Here is an 18,429-nt window from a genome sequence, read left to right on the forward strand (position 1 = left end):
GAAATAAGATCAGTATGTTTTTGCATCTTTGAGTGTTCTGAACTGATATCCACAATACTGCACAGCAGGAGTAAACGATACGTAAAATCTTAAGCCATCCCGCCTTTTGTTCATTTATCATTTAACGGCAGAAAATCAGTAAACTTTAGTATCATATCCTAAAATATTTTGTCGTAAGAGTATTGCCTAATCACCGGACCTTCCTTTCCCTAACGACATAGTCAATCAAATTTAATTAAGCCACAAAACTGATTAATACGAACTATGAAGGATATGCGCTTAAATAAAAAATTTGGTATTTACCAAAACAAAACACCTTCGCGACAAACAACCTAATAATCTCACTTAAATGAAATTATCAGAATGATACTCTTCGTTATTTCTTTGGAATCTCTCTTTGAGAGCGTCATAAACGACTAAATTAGTGCTAAATAAATCATGGGCAGTTGACAATGAATAAAGTATTACTTATTTTTAAAAAGAAAATTAAATCATTACAAAGAATGTCTAAGTACTAAATATGCTTCGAAGGTTGCAGGGATGTGCAACATACCCTCTGACATAAATCAAATATCAGTGATTCACGAATTGCTAACTCAATGACGAGGTTTCAATGAAACAGAAAGCTATTACTTTTGCTTTGTCAGGTCTACTTCTTCTGTCTGCTGGCGCATATGCTACAGGAGGGTCTTATTCAAGCACAATCAGTGCCCCAACAGTCACTTTAAAAAATCAATGGTACCAGAAGGCTTTTCCTGTAACATCAGGCACACCATCGGCCGGAAAGATTAGTATGGTGTATTACAACTGGGCTTATGGGCGTGATCAGGCTGGGTTGAGAGTCTCATTATGTACAAGTACCAGTACTGTATGTATTAATGTGACTAATGCAAAGTCTGGATCAGTTAACTTCTCATCTTATAATTTATCACCTAATCAATCGTTTAGCCTAAAGGCTATCGTCGAAGGTACCGGTAAAATGGTTCCTCTGTATGGGAATCAAAGTCAGGTTATTGTTAATTATTCTTTTAATTAACATTTTATATGTGGGTTTGAGTAATTCTGACAATTAAATTATTTCTCCAGATTATTCATAACCCACTTTGTTATAAAGAACACATCTCGTTGTTATGATTCTGGTAATGCCCAGTTAACAGTTAAATGGGTGGTACCATTTCCTGTAATAAATCCAATAGCATTATGACTTACAACTTGGTGGTAAAGTGTAAAATGCGTTTCTGCACTTTCATTATGAAATAAAGCCATTTCGCCAGATTGCGAGCCAGAGATGTCCACACATCGTGAAGTTCCTCCACTACATAATTTAATGTGGAGTGTCCAATAATTAATATCACTCTGATCCAGAGCATATTGATAGGATATTTTCGGTGATATGATTTTGTTACTTTCAATATAATATGTTCATTAATGGTGGGTAATGGCAGCCACTGTCGGTATGTGATTCGTAATATTATAACTAGTTGAAAATTAGTGTGGTCAGAGCAAGTGGCTTAACTGGTTCTCTGCAAGGGATGCCCACGACATCCTCTGTCTAACGGGCCAATAGTATGTAACTTGTTAATTAAGTCGATGATACGATCGATATCCGCATCTTCTTGTGACACCCCGCTGAAGATACTACCATCCCTTTTCTTGCCCACTTTGATTAGGAAGCGTATCCCATATAAGGGTTCGCCAGCGCTCATTCCTGCGTTGTAATAAGCTGCGCCCCCCGACTGATTGGTCACGAGATTCAGCTCAGTAATGGGGGACGACGCTGTCCCCAACGCGTATCCTGAGACATCTTGAGCAATAAAGGCACTAGCTATTTATTATTGGTTAGCTGGCACCCAAATGTTAATTGCTCCTGAACATTTGCGCTATACGGCTCCGCGAAGGCGGTTTGGGGGATGACAATACAGCCAAAGGCAATTGCTGCTATTTTTAAGCTTAATTTCATCGTCTTCCCTCCTTAATAAACATGTGCATTTAATCATTGTTTGAAATTAGTTACCGTTTTTTATTTGCTTGCAGGTTTCCAGCCAGCCAGCAGTATCAATTTTGCCGTTTGTCAGGTACTTTTGCTGATTCTGCCAGTGAGCAGCGAGGAAGGGTTTAAGACCTGAGAGTCGTTTGTTAAGGGTAAGCATTTGATCGAAAATGGTTACTTCGTGCTTCAGGGCGTCCTGACCATAAAGAGTGGCTGAATCTACCAGACTACTGGCGTAGTAACTCGTCAGTTGCTGCAAGCTGTTGTTTTGTTCACTGAGTTTGTTTTTTCGGATTGCGCAGTTTTTGTCACCGTCGTCTTTATCCTTGCACAGCAATTCATAGTTGTGGTTCAGGAAGTCAAGAAAACGTCCGTCATCCTGCAATTTTGTGCACAGGAAGGAGCCTAGGTTTAGGCTGGCACGAATTGATTGCGCTCGTTCTTCTTGCTGCAGCTGGTTGCTGGCGCGAAGCTGGTTTTCCAGATCTTTAAGTTTCTTTTTCAGCTCAGTGTCTTCAACGCCGGACGCCAGACTTCCCAGCGCTTTCGCGGTATCTTTTGACGCCTCATTTTTCTTATCCACATCCGGTTTATCTTCGCCGAGTGTAGCCCAGTTTTTCTCCAGCAGTTTTACGCGGTTCGTCGATGTAATGGCAGGGGAAACCAATACCAGGCGCATGCCAGTCGTTTTGCTGGTGGAAGGATGGGTTTCATCGTAATAGTTAATTTCTTTACGAACGGCACTGCGGATCTCTGACTCATTCGACAACACGTTGCCTCCGCGCACCACAAAACCGCCGGCTTGACCGTGAAGTCTGTTGATTTTATTAAGATAAAATGGAGAAAATATCATCTCAGAAACGTTGCCCAGCATATCGTACAGGCCGAGGGGGTTAGGATTTAGCAGACCGACAAGCTGTACTTTGCCGTTAGAAGATTGCGAGCCGGAATACCACTCATAATTTTTCATGTCATCCATCGGATAATGGGAATCACGGAATTCCGCACTATTCACCTTCAGACCGCCACGTGCCGCAAATTCCCATTCGACTTCAGTGGGCAGGCGTAAAAATCCTAGATTACCATCTTCCTTTGGTAATTTATCAATGGCGTTACTGCGTAACCACTGATTATATTTATCGGCGAGGTTTACTGCATCGAACCAGCTAATATTGGTTTCTGCGATGCTCAGCTTACGCGATGGGGAAGGGCAGGTACCGCTGGTTAATGCCTGATACTGCAGCGCCGTCAGTTCATATTTGGCCATCAGATAGTAGCGGCCTTTGCTTTTTTTGGTTTCGGTAAAGCTACCGGCGATAAAGGTCGGATAACTGTGTTCTACAAAGCCCCATTCCCCACCGTCTTCTCCTAAAGTAATCGGTATATCATCCAGAGGGCCGGATACCGGGATCTCAACCCGACGGAATACCATAGAGCCTTCGCAGGGCATGGGCAAAATAATATCTTCGTTATCTGGTTTCGGGTTATAGGTTTTCTCTGCCCAAGGCTCTGCCAGCACGGGGGACATCTTCACCAGCAGGGCAAGCGCCAGCCAGCGCGATAATATGGAAGGAGTATGGGCCATGAACAATCTCCGCGAAAAATTAATGCTTTGAGCAAGTAAAGGAATTAGGGTCATACCTCGCGCAGGCTCTGCGCAGGTTCAATATTAATGGCGCGATAGGCGCCAATGCCAGCGACCAGTATCGCCACGACAATGGTCAGTAACAGGGCCACGAGGCTATGCAGCGATGTGATCTTGCAAATCATCTGTCCCGTAGCATGGTTGCCGGCTAACGCGTGGTTAAAGACCTGACTGGCCAGGAGATAGATAGCGAAACCGCCCAGATAGGCTATCAGGCTGAGCAGGCAGCCCTGGGTAATCACATAGGCTCCCACAGCCGGTCGGGTAAAACCAAGCAGGCGTAGTACCGCAATATGTTTACGCTTGCGGTCGACATTGGCGATAAAGGAGCCAATAAGCGAGGCGATACAGCCAATCAGCGCAGTGGCGGCGATGGTGTTAAAAATAATACCTAAGACACGACTGATGCTTTTTACATTCTCGATATCGGCCAGGCGGCTAGTGGTTTCGATACGTCGGGCTCTGAGGTCGCGTTCAAGGCTGGCGACCTGATCAATATCCCGGGCATATAATCTGGCGCGAGCATAAAGCGGCGGTTTGCCGTTAAGCTGAGTGCCGCTGGCAACCCCAAATTCAGTGACCGCAAAGCCATCACGGAAATGTTCAAGGGCCAGCAATAATGAAGGATGGATAAAAATGGCCGCGCGGTTGAAATAGGTCGCGGGCAAAATACCCACCACGGTAACGCTTTTGCGGCCCCATTCTCGGCGTTCGTCAAGCAGTCGCCCCACCCGTATTGTCAGAGAATCGCCCACACTAGCAGACAGTTTCCGTGCCGCTTCTTGGGTGATAACCACTTCGCTTTCCTGATGAAGTTCAAGAGTACCTAATAATGGATCTCCGGCACCAGTCGGGATAACTTCCGCATTTTCAATAAAATGAGTGCTGCTGGTTTGCAGGTCGACCAGCGTATTCAGCGAGCGCGTTTGCCCTATGGCAAAGCCTACATCGGGTCGCTGCTGTAGCTGCGTGATCCAGTTCTGGTCATAGCTACCGCTACTTAACATGCGGATCTCAAGGTTGCGAGGATCGTGGGTCAGATCTTCTTGTAACTGGTTCACAATCCCAAACCGCAGACCAAAAAGGAGCAGTAAAGGCGCGATGACGGCGACAAGAGAAGATGCGATGCAAAAAGAGATGATGCGATCGTGCCATAGATCTTGCAGGGCCAGACGGCCCAACAGTCTGGCTTGGTTAAAGGACAAAATAGGTTCCTCCCTGTTTGTGCTCCGCTAATGCCGTCGACAGTTCAGGTTGGGCAGTTAAACAGGGTAAATTGAAGTGTTGCACCAGCGGCCAGTCATGGCAAACAACTAGTGCCATCATGCCTTCCTGGCGGACTAACTCAATAAACAGACTGAATAATTTCTGCGCGTTGTAAGGGTCAAGTGCCGCAGTCGGCTCATCCGCCAGCACCAGTGCAGGACGGTGTAATATCGCGCGCGCGAATGCGGTTCTCTGTCTTTCGCCAAACGATAGCTGGGTCGGATATTTAGCCAGTAACGGCGCCAGTTTTAGCGCGTCGATAACCCTCTCAAGCATGGCGTTGTCGGGGGTTAACCCCAACAACTGGCACGGCAAAAGGATATTATCTTTGACATTCTGGTAGGGCAGCAGGCCACCGTTTTGCAGCACAAAACCCAGTTGGCGGGCGCGAATAGCGGCTAGCTCGTTATGCCGATTGCCATTCAGCAGCGTCGCAATACTAAATTGCTGCGTGCCTTCGCTGAGCTCAAAACGCCCTATTTTACTGGGCTGCAGCAATAGACCAATGGCCTCCAGTAAGGTGCTTTTACCACAGCCGCTTTCACCTGTTACCGCCACCACCTGCCCTGGTCGCAGCGTGAGCTTTGGCAGGTAAACTCGGTGGGCATTGTTTCCCTGACCACGAACAACGCACAGCTCTTCAATGTGCAACATCAGGGCATCATTTCCAGCGGAATCGGATAAACGCGATCGCGCGGGTCGCTGTCTTTCGCCAGCTCGACCCAGCGATCCACATCGGCGTTATATTTCTGGTAATGGCGAAGCTTGGATGACAGAGTGCGGATAAATTTCTCCTGCGACAATCCATCCCAACTTTTCCATGTCTCTTCGTCGAGGTTCAGGACATCGCTCTTGTACGGAAGATCGGTCAGATATTCTCCCAGTACACCCAGATCGCCGATCCGGGCATTGTCCTTCTGTTTGAGCTGGTTAGGGTCTGTCCCCATCGTTGCAGCGACGGTACGCAACTGTTCAAACATTTTGGTTGGCGAGATCATCCCTTCATTTGCCGCTTTCAGGATCTGGCTGACAGCATCGCTTAAGTCGCTAAGCTGTCCCTTGGTCAGCAAAACGCGGACGTCGGTGGTGGGGATATTCTGTTTGATCAGATCGCGGTCACTGATCCAGGCCTGGAAAACTAACGGTGCCTGGGTACTGTTGCGTTTACCCAGATAAGCTAACTGCATGGCGTGCCCAATTAACGCGGTATCCTGCAGCAGTTTCTGTTCCGGCGTCAGTTTTTTCCCATCATCCTTTGCGTACAGGGCGCTGCCAATTGCAGCATCCCCCATGTATGCCGATTTCACCTGCTCAGTAATCGCGGTGGCAAGGGCATCCACCTGCAGGCCAAACGTCTTCAGATCGCCGGCATTTACCGCCTGATAAAGGTTGGATTGGGTACTATCAAAGTTGGAGAGATCGCGATACTGGCTTTCGGCTTTAGCATGATTCTCTTTGCCACTTGGCGTTTTTAAGTGCAACGTATAGATAGCAATGCCGCGGTTACCAGCTTCCAGACGAAGTTGACTGGCATCAAGGCCGGAACCTGACAGCTTGTTGCTACCGTCAATGGCACCTGCATCGGTGATCAGAACCATGTAGCGCGCACCGAACGGGCTCCAGTCAATGTCATCAATAGCGGACATAACGCCGGAATACGCATCCTCATCATACAGAGAACTGGATACCTTCGCTTCTTTAAGATCGGCAACCTTCTTCAGGAAGTCCGGACCATCTTTAACATGGTTAGGATCTGCATAAATCTTGGTGCGATACTCAAGACCCGGTACGGCTTTGGTGTTTGAACGATAAGAGACCAGGCCAAACTTGACCTGTCCATCCAGATGCTCAGCTTTGATCTTGTCATAGATTTTATTGACCGCTTCTTTGGTGCGCTCAATATACGGCCCCATCGAAATGGTCGAGTCAATCACAAAGACCACCGAGGCGTTAAAACCTTTCAATTGGTTAACGCTATCTTCTTGTTTCGGCGCAGTATCTGCTTTGCTGACAGAGGCCACGTTAAGCAGGCGGGTGTAGAAGCCATCTTCGGTCATAACCTCTTCACCGCTCAGGATGGGCAGCAGATAGAACTGTTTTTGCATATCGACAAAATATTCTGGTTCCTCTGCCTGAATGCCCTCGGCGTGTCCGTCACGTTTCATTTTGGCACGCAGTGGTGCGACCAGTGACACCGGATCGGGGGCGGAGAGAATGTTATCAATGCTTTGTTTGTCTTTGAAAAACAGCAAACGGTCACGGTTTGCCGGGTTGGTAAATGCCAGCGTTAGCTGCATTTTCCAGTCCACGGTGCATGACTTTGGTAACCAGCCGATGGTTTTGCCATAGCTGTCTGGCCCAACTTTGAGCCAGCTTTGACCATTTGCTTCTTCCTTTTGATAAACATACAGGCTGCTAAAGGCGGGCTGTAGCTGACCTTTATCATCACCTGCAGTTGTCCCGAGTTTGCAACCTGGCGTGGTGAGCACGCGCTGGAATAATGTTTTCTTCCCTTCCTGGAGCAGCGGTTTGTCGCCATCGGTGGCAAAGACATGTCCGCTAAGCAACATACTGCACAAAGGCAGGACCAGGCGACGAATTGGATTGCGGATCATTTTCCTAACTCCTCAAGACGCTGTTTAGCCGTTTGGTTGCCGGGTTCCGTTTGCAATACTGTTTCGTACCAATAGGCTGCGGTATCTTTATCGGGCTCTTTGAAACATTCGCTTGGCTGGTGGAATTTAGGATCGTATTCACTGGCATAAACGAGTGCGATTTTTGTATCACCACCCTGAGCACGGTTAGCGTACAGACGCTGTGCGATGCCACATTTCTTAGCCTCTTTCGCGGCCTGAATAATGGTCAGCAGTTTGTCGCTGTCAAATTTTTCCTGAACGCAGCTCTGTACGAAATCAAGCTCGTTGAGGTCGTTTAAATTCTCCGCAGAACAGCTGTTGTGTGCCGCGGGTTCGGGGGCTGGGGTTGGTGCAGCAGCCGGGGTTTCCTGCTGCGCTTGTACTGCTGGGACAACGTCTGGCGCTTTATCCCGACCTAAAAACCACCACAGTACGCCGGCAATCACTACTAAGGACAGCACCGCTGCGCCAATCAGCGGAAGGCGGGAGGGGCCGGATTTCTGTTGCGGTCTCTCCTCGGCGTGGATTACTGGTACGACAGGTTCGGGGTCAACGACTGCTTCTGCCTCAGCGACTGGTGCAGCAGTGGGGGCTGGAGGCGTCAGCATACTACTACTGCTGTAGTCACCCGTTTCACCTCTGGCTCCTGATGAAAGCAGTTCATCTCGCACCAGTTGCAGGGTGGTATTGCGCGTATCTCCTGACGGCAGTTTGATCTGAATCTGCACCTGGCTTGCGGTCGCCAGTAGGGGGTCAAGCAAGGTTGGACCTATACGGAAGCCGCTGCCATTGGCAAGAGCGTAACCGCCGTTCACGGTAAACCAGTGTGGTGCTGAGCTCCAGTCACCATCGGGTTGCAGATATTCCTGCTTATTATTGCAAAGCGTAAACGTCAGATCGGGCAGTATTGCGGTATCGCCGCGCAGCCGAACCATCAGTTGTGCAGTACCCGGTGCTGCCGGTTGGCAGGCGATGATTTTAGCTAGCATGGCATGTTCTCTTGTTTCAATTGGCTGATAATCTGACCCAGTTGACGATTATGTTCGAAGGAAATATCCCGCGTGGCGCTATGGCCCGCATTGTCCAGGACGATGCTCATCAAAGCGGATAGCCAGTCTCCCAGATAGGCGACGCCAGGTTGCGGCGCGACGGCTGCTAGTTTGGGCAATTCATCGTGGGTAAGCTGCGTCTGGCGCAAAAATACTTTGTTTTTCTCGCCAACATAGCTGTTGGGTACCTTCTCTGGGGGCAGGGTGAGATAGCCAAACCAGGCAATAAAATCATGCATTGTCAGCTGAGCGCGCAAAACCTGGCGTGCCATCAGATGTTCGCGACGCGTTCCCGCCTGTTCCTGACCTGCAAGGGCGTGTTTCAATGTGCCTTCCAGATCCAGACGCGTGGCGGCAGTGATCAGTTCTTCGCTGAGCTGATTAATCAGTTCACAGCTCATGCCGAGCTGACGCCACTGTGACATCTGTTGCGGCAGTTCTCGCAGGTGTGCCACCCAGGCTTTAAAGGCCTGGTGGGCGAAATCATCATCCTGGCCTACTCTTTCTGGCGCTGAAGTTGAAGGAGTGTTAACTACGGTGTCTTCAACAGGCGTAGCCGTGAAGGGATCGCTGGCAAAGGGGTTATCGGCGAACGGATTACCACCAAACGGGTTGGCGGCAAAAGCGTTCGTCACCTGGCTTTCGCTATCTGTTTGTGGTTCTTGGTAGCGATCGCGAATACTCAGATAGATGTTATTGAGATCCTGGGTGGGTAAAACCAGACGATCGAGCATCTCCCCTATACTGTGGGAACACGCTGTCAATCCCTGCCATAGCTCTTTGGCAATGGCCTGTTTTTTCACGATCTGTCCGTCACCATCTTTTTCGTACCAGCGGCCGAGGTGTTGATCGCCGGTTTCCAGGCGACACTGAATGAGTTGTTGTTGTAAACGCTGCAGTTTGAAGTCCAGATGGGCGACCCCACGCAGAGCCTTCGTCAGGCGTGCCATTCCCCCATCGTTGAGTTCGAGCATCGCCTGCCAGGCGGTTCTCGGCTCGGCGATGTGGCGAAGCACTTTTTCACCGCAGACAAAGGTGTTGCCCATAGTGTCGAGCACGTCGCGATAACGATCAGTTATACCCACTTCCTGGAGTCGCTCCTGGCCGGTACCGCCTTCCAGTCTCAGGAAGGGGTTATCGAGCCCCGGTTTGCGCACCAGGAAACAGTTGTTGAACGGTTGATTGGGAGCCCACTGTTTGAGCCAGTCATAATGTGAGAAGCGCTCCAACAAGGTCATGTGCAGCATACCTTCCCAGCCTTCTTTTAACTGACCCACCGTATGTTGCAGGCTGTTGTTGATACGCATATCGCACATGGTAATTGCCCAGAACAGACCGGGTTTACTGCCCTCGCGTTCTTCGGCGCTCTTACCCTGGGTTTTCTCTACCCAGCGGTTTAATACCGGACCAACGTCAGCAACGTCACTCTGTTTGGCGGAGCTGGCACACACCACAAGCGCATTCATCTCCTGGTTATCGGTGTAGCGCTCGAACAGGTAAGCGACTTTGCCGCGAAGCAGCAGTTGCGAAATAGCGTTAAGCCCATCTCTGCCTGCTTCTTCCAGGGCGGTGACCTTGAGGCGACCGCGATAGCCCGGGAAGTCGAGCAAATCAACCTGTTCCACGACGCTGTTGGCTTCTACTTCCGCCAGAGGGAAAATCAGCTCGGTGGTTAATGCCGCCAACTCAGCCTGCGTTAAACTGGCGCTACCAATTTGTTGTTCTTCCTTCCAGTAGCGGATCTCGACGTTGCGATCCTGGCTGGAGCCCAGCCGATTAAGGCTGTCTACGTTCATGATGCTGCCACTGCTGTGGTCAATCAGTGTCTCCAGAGGGGCAAATACCATCCGGGCATGATTGAGTTTGGCCAGCACATTCGCTAATGAACGGTAGGTTTCGGTGAGGGCGGGCTGCTCTCCCCACAGCAGTGAAAATAGCTTTGCGCGTTCATTTGGGCTCAACGCAGGGGCAATTTTCAATACCTGCGGCCACCAGGCGTGTTCGAGCTTCTCAACCGACTTTTTAAAAGAGGCGTTAAGGTAATCCCACAAGGCGACGACATCTTCCTGGCTGACACCATTATACCCCGGGGCCTGAGTTGTACACTTCAGGAAGGGGCGTAGGTGCTCTTCAACCCGGTTTTGGTCAAGCTGATAGCTCAGTTGCTCATGGTTAAAGTCGTTAAACCAGGCGTTTGCCAAAATTTTAGCCAGGTCGATTTCACTGAACAGGCGCAATGGCACCGGGTAACCGGCGGGGGCGTCCGGTGCCTGGCGAGTAAAACGGGTGACCAAACCGGTGGCTTCTTTACCGCCGCCTACCGGGTTAACCTCTTTGATAAAGTCGACGCGCCTCTCGCCATAGAGCGCTTCCAGGGAACCGTTGCTGCCTGCTGCCAGTGCTGAAATGAGATACGATTTTCCCGCCTGGGAAATACCGAAAAAACCGACTGTCATCGGCGTTCTGGCGACCTGAGTCAGGCTATTGGCCAGATTACGCGTGCGTAGCAAACTCAGGCTGAGCTTATCGGCTTCGTTGTCCAGACGACGTGACCCGGTGCGTACGCTGTCGACCCAACCGAGCGCCTCCAGACATCCCTGAGCGATCGCTGCCCAACCTTGAGTGAGAGATTTTTGCTCGCTATTCATTATTTTTTAACACTCCCGCTATCGAGCCAGTGCCGGCTATCAATTAGCCCCGTATCGGGCATAGTATTGAGTTCCAGATCTACATCACGTTTGCTAAACGACTTATCAGTGTTGCTGCTGACATCGGCGATCGTCAGGCGATCACTAATCAACCCGAGCTGATGGGCTCGCTTCCCTTTGTCGATCGTCAGCCTGACTTTGAGATATGGAGAACCGTTATCCGTAGACGTAGCAGCGGAAAATTTTTTACGACCTTCTTCGCTAAAACGTAAGGTATAGAGCGGAGCCGCAGCCCAGCGTTCAGCATCCAGTTGACGATAACCTAAGCGCAGATCACCACGCATAATGATGCTTTGCGTAGTCTTCTCTCCATTTTCATCGGTGATGGCCGGCAGTTTTATCTGTCCATTTTCCGATTCAATATGTCGGTAAACGATGTCGGCATTGCGGATCAGATTGTCCATATCAATGGTACCAATATGGCGAATCGTGGAATATGGCTTCAGCGCCGAAGTACGGAAATGGAAGTTCGGAATGCTGTGGTTGGCGCACAGCTGTGTGAGCATCGCACCAACGGAGGCCGTGCTTTTCGGATCGTCGATATGACCGTTTTTATGGAACGGGTACCAGGTTCCGGTCTGATAGCCATGCAACGGTAAAATTCGCCCTGGGGGTAACGGAAGATTGCGGCGAATAATCGCCTGAATCCCCGGAAGCTGGGACGGACGACCAGTCAGCAGCAGCAGGTCACAATGATAACAAGACAGCACTTCACAGAGTGCGGTAAGGACTTTATCGATGTTGAACTTACCTGCACACAGATCGCTATGCAGTTTTGCCAGCGGAAGGTTAAGCATGATCTCCGCCAATTTGAAATCAGTTGGACCACCGGCTTTCTGCACTTCGCGACGAACAAATCCCTCGACTTCATCCCGAATACATCCCGCCGGCAGCAGTTCGTCGACACGTTGGTTAATCAGAGTGTGTGTTTGTTCATCCAGTGGATCGTATTGCTCGTATTTGCCAAGGATATGCAACGCGAGTGGCACGAACAGTTGCAGGCTGAGCTGCTGGCGAAGCACGGCTTCAGCTGCGCTAATATTCTGTGAGCCGCACAGCTGGGACATCAGCGTTTCAACGGACATCACGCCGGCTTCACGCAGCGCCAGCTCAAATGCGGGGAGGACGTACGACTGAATCACATCCAGCAGAATGTCATCGCCTGCGATCTTAAAGCTGTCACGAAAACGCTGGTGGGGGATGATATGCACGTTGGTGCCGCCACCGGCAAGACCATTACGATCGAGACGGTAATCACTGATCACCAGATCCGTGGTACCGCCGCCGATGTCGATTGACGCAATGGTAATGCTTTCACGATCGGTGCGGTCAGGTTGGCCAATGGCATCGAAAAACTCCTCCGGGTGACCGGCAAAGTTCTGGTTAACCTCGGTGTAGAGGTAGACCAGCTGTGCACAGGACGCTTCATCCCATTCAACCCTGATTCTGGGCAGCGGGATCTTGATGCTGCTCTGGCTGTGCTCTCCTTGCTCGTCCTCGTACGGATCGTTCTCGCCATTGTGCCAGCGTAGTGATTTCCAGACTAAACCGACGGCCTGGCGCATCCGCTCGTCAAGGACGCAGCGCTCAGCCATGGGCATACCGGGTGGTACGGTGAGAATAATATGGCGCAGCTGACGCGGGATACCCGCGTGCCCTTGGCGGATACGTTGCTCCGGGCTGTTAATCTGGCTAATGGCCTGGGTCAGCACTTCGGCCAGCATGAAGGTCATCAACGAGCTACGTGAGTAGCGCGGTGTAAACACCGGAATGCGATCCATCTCATCTTCAATGGTATGCAGCGCCTCGCCTCTTTCATCGATCAGGTTGGCAAACGGAGCCGCAGTGGCGAGTGGGTTACTGTCCTGCACGTAGCTGCCGTTAAAGCGCCAGCCCTGACCATAAAACTTCTCATCCCAGAGATAGCGTTTAGGACTGGATAAACCCGTTGATCCTTCGCTGCCCTTACGACGTGCGGCTAAACGGCTGGCTTCGCCGCCAATACGGGCGATAGTCGGCCACTGGAACGCGTCGTGGCGACCGCTGCGCACAGAGCAGTGATCTTTGCCGAAGAAGGCTTGTGAAAACTCGACCCGGCTTTCAAAGGGATCGGTATAGACATGTTCCGGCTCGCTGAGATCGCGTAGTTTCAGGACATAGTTATGCCTCATACCTGAACCTGATTGGCCATGATCCTCAATAAGAATGCCGCAGGTGCGTGAGTTACCCACATCGAGAATCAGATCGACGGCAATGGGCTTGATGGCGTTGGTTTCCCGATTAGCAATCATCCTAAACTGTGGCAATTCAATGACCGGCGCGGCCTGGCTTTGCAGACCTTCAACAGGAATGGACATCAATGACAGGAGGTTGAGGTAATGCGCCAGTGGATACTGTTGGGTAAGTTCTTGTTCGCGCTCGTCGATATCCCGGCCTTTGCTCGCCTCTTTAAACACCTCTTTGAGCCAGTCTGTTATCCAATCCTGCGTCAGATACCAGTTAAGGGCATAGGTTGCCGTCGCGACGGCAAAGGTGGCACCTGCATTCACATCTTCCTGGTTCGGACTGAGATCGGCGGCGGCCTGCTGTTTGGCCATAATACGTGTGTCGATAGCCAGCGTCATGCGATGGCTATGCCCATCCATATCCGGTTCAGGCAGTTTCACTAAACGAAAGCGTGCCCAGTTTAGTGGTCCTTCCTGGTACACATTGGGTGGGCTAAAACGCAGTAAGGGAAGCGGTAGCCAGATACCATCAAACAATTTAAGACTTTGCTCAACGGGAATATCGTACTGACTTTTCGCTTTCTCAATATTATCGGGGTTCGGCTGATAAAAATAGTAATCACGCTGCTCGTTGTAGATTAAACGGGTCAGTACACCGTTCGCTAATTTGACGAACTCGCCAGCAGGCTGGTGGCCGAGGGACAAACCAAAATCCATAAACTGGATCCCGGAGTCACCCACCAGGGTAATTTGACGATCAAAAGATATAATCTCAGGCAACATAGTTATTTCGTCCCTGTTCAGGAATTAGGTTGAAGCATGCGAATCGGGAACGTTTTTTCCCTATCACTGCTGCCAATACAATCGGCGTGGCCGGCAGCCGGTGATTTGCACTCGATTGTCGGCACGATAAAGTTTGAACCGTCACTACACGTCATCTGCTCAGGATTCGTAATGCTGAGAGCGCCTTGCTGCACATTGCCGCTGGCTGGACCACGGCAAGTTACACCGCTGGATTGATGGACGCTGACGGTGCCATTGCCCTGGTCAAAGTTATATTGCAGTTGCAGAGGACGCCCGGTGAGTTTGTCCTGAATACCACCATTCACGCGCCATTCACCGTTGAGAAACTGCGCCGGGCCATCGGGAAGGGTGGCAGGAAGCGTCAGCGGTTCACCCTGGGCCGGAATCACCGGCGGTGCGGTGACGGGGGCAGCGGCAGGTGGCGTTTGGGCGTCTGCAGCGGCTGATACAACTGGAGGGACTGGCGTTGTTGGGTGGTCAGCGCTGGTTTCATTTGCTGCAGTTTGTGGGGGCATTGTGTCGCCGCTGACCACTGCGGTAGTTACGTCTGTTGGGATGGTTGGCTCCAGAGTTGGATGCGCGACGACGGTCCCTTCCACAATGCCGGGAACGACATGTGGGCTGGCTACGATTTCTGCACGTGTGTGAGAGTCTGGGATCGTCACGTCAGAGGTGCTAACGGCTGGATGCTCAACGACAGGATCCGCCACGACCGCAATTTTATTCGTGGTGACGGCAGGGAGACCTGGGATTGAGAGAGAAGGCACGCATCCGCGCAGCAGTCCCAATAACAGCGCCAGCAGGAGTAACGCCAGCAGCAACCAGAGCAGCCAACGCCAGCTCCAGCGTCGGGTCCGTACCAGGGTATCGACAACAGGGGCTGCGGCAGGCGTCACGGATTTTTCCGTTTGCTCTTGGGATTTTTCGGCTACAAGAGATGACGCTGGTACCGATGCCGGACTCAGCCAATGCATAGGACTGCGCTGCCCGCCCTCCGGATGGACAAATCCCCAGAAGGTAATCACCAGGATCCCGTTGACGAGATAAACGAACTCGTAATCAGGGAAATATGTCACTGACTTCAGCAACTGGGCGAAGACGCGGCGATCACCACCAGTTCTGCTTTGCTCCGCATTGAGCAACTGTTCGCTGAGTGACTGAACTGCCACCTGAAACTCATTAAACTGCTGGTGTGCTGATTCCCGCTCCGCCTCGCTTGCGCCGCTCCACGGGATAACATCGCCGGGGAAACTGCTGTACCAGTCGGTTCTGTCTCCGCCTTGATCGTTTTGTGGTATGGCCAAATGACGGGCCAGATCGCGCCCGGCATCGAGACGGTAGATAGTTTCACGTAGCTGGAAAGCCATTTTGAAAACCGGATAGCCCGTTTCACCCAGAGCCTTAAATGAGGAGTTATGTCCGGTACGCAGCAGTGGTCCCTGAATCGAATTTCGCATTATCTAAACCTTTTAAGGCTGTAATTTGACAAAAGTCACAGTGATGCAGACTAATTTTTGCTCGCGCCAGCCGTCCATTCAAAACCCCAGCCATAGTGCTTATCCAGCGACTTCCGTTCCGGGAAGAAACGGTCAAGACGTTCAACGTTGATATTGCCATCGACGTTTTTGAGTCTGGCTATCGCTGCGACGTTATTGAGCTGATTGCTATCAGTGAGCGTGGATTTAATGGGGGGCTGATCGGGAACATAAATCGTGATGGTGGCATTGGTCCCTTGCCAGTTATCGGCACCGCCGTAAATGAAGCTATACACCAAGACTTCATCAATATCCTGCCAGTGGCTGCCATTGACAAAGAGCCATTCACCATCCTGGTCGTTGCCTTCACGTAGATCTTTTTGCAGCAACAGATAAGGTGGCTTGTCATAGTTTCCGAGGAATTTACTCAACGCTTCGGCGCCGCTGATCTTGCCGTTTTTAAAACGAATAAAGGCGGCGATATCAAGATCGATAGGCTCTTTGTGGTTGCCCTGTTGCCACGTCAGGTTAATTTTGATCCGCCCGAAATCTTTGCGTTTCTCCAGATTAATGCTGGGGTTCGCTTGGGTTAATTCCGTGCTGGCTGGCGCGGCGGCAGGCGTGGTGACGGGCGCTTCGTGATGAACCGGAGGGGGAACCTCGGTAGGTTTTTTTTTAGACCACCACCACCAGGAGAAGGTAATCAGCAACAGCAGCAGCAACAATAATAGCCATGGCAAAAAACGCCGCCACCATGGGATAACGACCACGGGAAGCGGGGCTGTTTTACTGACAATGGCCCAGTTGATCAGCACTGGTTCACCATTCACGCTATAACAGTTGAGTTCGCGTGAATGTGTTAGCAGCATTTGCAATGCGTATACCGAGTGTTCTTCGCCGCGCGCGACCAGTTGTTCGATCAAACCCGCCAGAATATCCTGGTACTGCTGGCGTTTGCTTTGTACGCAGAGTTGCTCTTCATCACTTAATGCTGCAAAAGGTTTAGCCAGTCCCTGGCGTTCAGTCCACCATTCTAGGTAACCTTCTGAATTACGACGAGCAGTGGCGTAGAGCAGAGCCAGGGACGGCGGAAGATGACGGTGTATGATTGCAACCGTCTCCTCGTATATTGTCAGAGTCGCTTCATCAATAGGCGCAGCAGTTGTTAGTCGTTGCATAACCGAAATCAGTGTTGTTGTGAATTAGTTACGTGATATGCGTACAGCCGCATATCAGCAAACCAGGGCAGTTTTCTTCAGCGGGCAGATAAAAGTGGCCTACGTAAACTGGTGCCACTTTTATTGCACTTCTAACGAAGCGTGTTTGCTTCTTCAAGGACTTTTATTTTCTGCTTGGCTTCAGCGACTTTTTTTTCAATTGCCGTAATTTCACTTACGCTACTGGCATGCTGAGATTGTCGCTGCAGGTCCTGCAATTGCTGAATTTCCTTCTGGCGCTCACTGCTTTTCATTTTGCTGGATTTCAGTTGTGCAAGAGTCTGCGACAGATCTGATTGAACGGCGTCTAGCCTGGCTTGTTCATCGGCCAGCTTTTGGTTTACGGTTTGCTCTCTGTTTCGGGTATAGGCCTGCTGTTGCTTCGCCGACTCATTTTCATACTGGCTGAGTCGGACCTGCTGCTCTTTTTGATCAACCTGCTGGCGATAACCACCGGAAGAGGCGCAGCTTAGTTTGGTTATAAAACTCGGATCTTGTGCATGTAAATCACAGTCCTGTGGTGATGTGGCACAACCGGTAAGTACGATTGATGCGAGAAGTACGTATTTTCTCATCAAATAGTCCATGAATAGAGTCAAATAACGACGCTTTATACGCTAAAGCTGTCTTAAAAAGGCCGATAACCCTATCGGCCGAAAGTAATCAGCCCAGAGAAATAGCCTGGCGTTGTTCGTAAAACTCGTTCGTTTCTTTTTCCAGGTCGCTGATCTTGCTATTAAGACTGGCATACTCTTTGTTTAAATTTTCCAGTTTGCTTTTCTCAGCAGTCGTCGCGGTTGTTTGTCCTTGCAGAGCGACTTTAAAGGCAGACTCTTTGTCTTTCATACCTTTTATCGTCTCTTTCATCTTGCTGATGTTGGCATCGATTTGCGCTAACTGAGTTTTGGCACCCGCTTTGTCAAATCCAGCCTTATCCTTTTGAATGCTAATTTTGGTTAAGGTAGCTTGGTTTTCACTAATAACTTGTTTCATTGCGAGGGTAGATTTTTCCACCGCAGCAGTATCTTTGCTAATGTCAGTATCCATTGCCTGCAGGCGCTCGGCCGTTGAGGCATAATCTTTTTTCAGGCCATCAAGATAGTAGTTAGCTGTCATACCAGCTGCACATCCTGCAGCACCACCAATAGCCGCCCCTGCAAGCGCATTCTTAGAATCGCCTGCGAGAGCACCAACCAGAGCACCGAGAGCAGCACCTGATACTGCACCAACACCACAACCCTGTGCACCGGAAGTGCTAAAGAACTGGGCTTGCTCACTGCTTGTTAGGCGAGGATCGGGTTTTGTTCCCGACAACAGAGAGCTACCTGTATTTGCGCAGCCGCTAAGCAGCAAGGTTGCGGAAATGAGCAGACATGCAGTATTTCGGTTAAAAGCGTTCACTATTTTTTCCTTA

Annotated in this window: 13 protein-coding genes; 1 reads left to right on the plus strand and 12 read right to left on the minus strand. The window is 50.4% G+C overall.

Annotated features, from left to right (window positions below; genetic code table 11):
* The first annotated feature begins 613 nt into the window (after window positions 1-613).
* The gene (locus JM656_RS02915) at window positions 614-1,036 is read left to right on the plus strand and encodes a flagellar protein FlhE (protein WP_203359930.1); all 423 of its coding nucleotides are present in this window, start codon (window positions 614-616) and stop codon (window positions 1,034-1,036) included.
* Window positions 1,037-1,128: 92 nt separating this feature from the next.
* Here the strand turns inward: JM656_RS02915 and JM656_RS02920 are convergent, their stop codons facing one another.
* From JM656_RS02920 to JM656_RS02975, 12 genes are all read right to left on the minus strand, one after another.
* Complete coding sequence (locus JM656_RS02920; protein ID WP_370552282.1) at window positions 1,129-1,296, minus strand: hypothetical protein; 168 nt, start codon at window positions 1,294-1,296, stop codon at window positions 1,129-1,131.
* Between the two features lie 710 nt (window positions 1,297-2,006).
* Entirely contained in the window at window positions 2,007-3,575 is a 1,569-nt protein-coding gene (locus tag JM656_RS02925) for an SUMF1/EgtB/PvdO family nonheme iron enzyme (protein ID WP_203359931.1), read from the minus strand.
* A 50-nt stretch (window positions 3,576-3,625) separates the two neighbouring features.
* Window positions 3,626-4,840, minus strand: a complete 1,215-nt coding sequence (locus JM656_RS02930; protein WP_203359932.1) for an ABC transporter permease — start codon at window positions 4,838-4,840, stop codon at window positions 3,626-3,628.
* Window positions 4,830-5,555: an ABC transporter ATP-binding protein gene (locus JM656_RS02935; protein ID WP_203359933.1), complete on the minus strand. Its 726-nt coding sequence runs from the start codon at window positions 5,553-5,555 to the stop codon at window positions 4,830-4,832. Before JM656_RS02935 ends, JM656_RS02930 begins: the two co-directional genes overlap by 11 nt.
* A complete protein-coding gene (locus JM656_RS02940) occupies window positions 5,555-7,516 on the minus strand; it encodes a vWA domain-containing protein (RefSeq protein WP_203359934.1) in 1,962 nt (653 codons plus the stop codon). The genes JM656_RS02935 and JM656_RS02940 overlap by 1 nt, the downstream gene beginning before the upstream one ends.
* Window positions 7,513-8,526 carry a hypothetical protein gene (locus JM656_RS02945; protein WP_238929186.1) on the minus strand — a complete coding sequence of 338 codons (1,014 nt, stop codon included), beginning with the start codon at window positions 8,524-8,526 and terminating at the stop codon, window positions 7,513-7,515. The genes JM656_RS02940 and JM656_RS02945 overlap by 4 nt, the downstream gene beginning before the upstream one ends.
* Complete coding sequence (locus tag JM656_RS02950; RefSeq protein WP_203359935.1) at window positions 8,520-11,234, minus strand: virulence factor SrfC family protein; 2,715 nt, start codon at window positions 11,232-11,234, stop codon at window positions 8,520-8,522. The genes JM656_RS02945 and JM656_RS02950 overlap by 7 nt, the downstream gene beginning before the upstream one ends.
* Window positions 11,234-14,302, minus strand: a complete 3,069-nt coding sequence (locus tag JM656_RS02955; protein WP_203359936.1) for a virulence factor SrfB — start codon at window positions 14,300-14,302, stop codon at window positions 11,234-11,236. The genes JM656_RS02950 and JM656_RS02955 overlap by 1 nt, the downstream gene beginning before the upstream one ends.
* Before the next feature lie 17 nt (window positions 14,303-14,319).
* Window positions 14,320-15,780: an SrfA family protein gene (locus tag JM656_RS02960; protein WP_203359937.1), complete on the minus strand. Its 1,461-nt coding sequence runs from the start codon at window positions 15,778-15,780 to the stop codon at window positions 14,320-14,322.
* A 50-nt stretch (window positions 15,781-15,830) separates the two neighbouring features.
* Window positions 15,831-16,976 carry a tellurite resistance domain protein gene (locus JM656_RS02965; RefSeq protein ID WP_203359938.1) on the minus strand — a complete coding sequence of 382 codons (1,146 nt, stop codon included), beginning with the start codon at window positions 16,974-16,976 and terminating at the stop codon, window positions 15,831-15,833.
* Window positions 16,977-17,107: 131 nt separating this feature from the next.
* Window positions 17,108-17,590, minus strand: coding sequence for a hypothetical protein (locus JM656_RS02970; protein ID WP_133522718.1), 483 nt, complete (start codon window positions 17,588-17,590; stop codon window positions 17,108-17,110).
* An 88-nt stretch (window positions 17,591-17,678) separates the two neighbouring features.
* On the minus strand, window positions 17,679-18,416 hold the full coding sequence (locus JM656_RS02975) for a hypothetical protein (protein ID WP_203359939.1): 738 nt from the start codon (window positions 18,414-18,416) through the stop codon (window positions 17,679-17,681).
* Window positions 18,417-18,429 lie beyond the last annotated feature (13 nt).

Source organism: Citrobacter sp. R56 (assembly GCF_016811995.1).
GTDB lineage: Bacteria > Pseudomonadota > Gammaproteobacteria > Enterobacterales > Enterobacteriaceae > Citrobacter_D > Citrobacter_D enshiensis.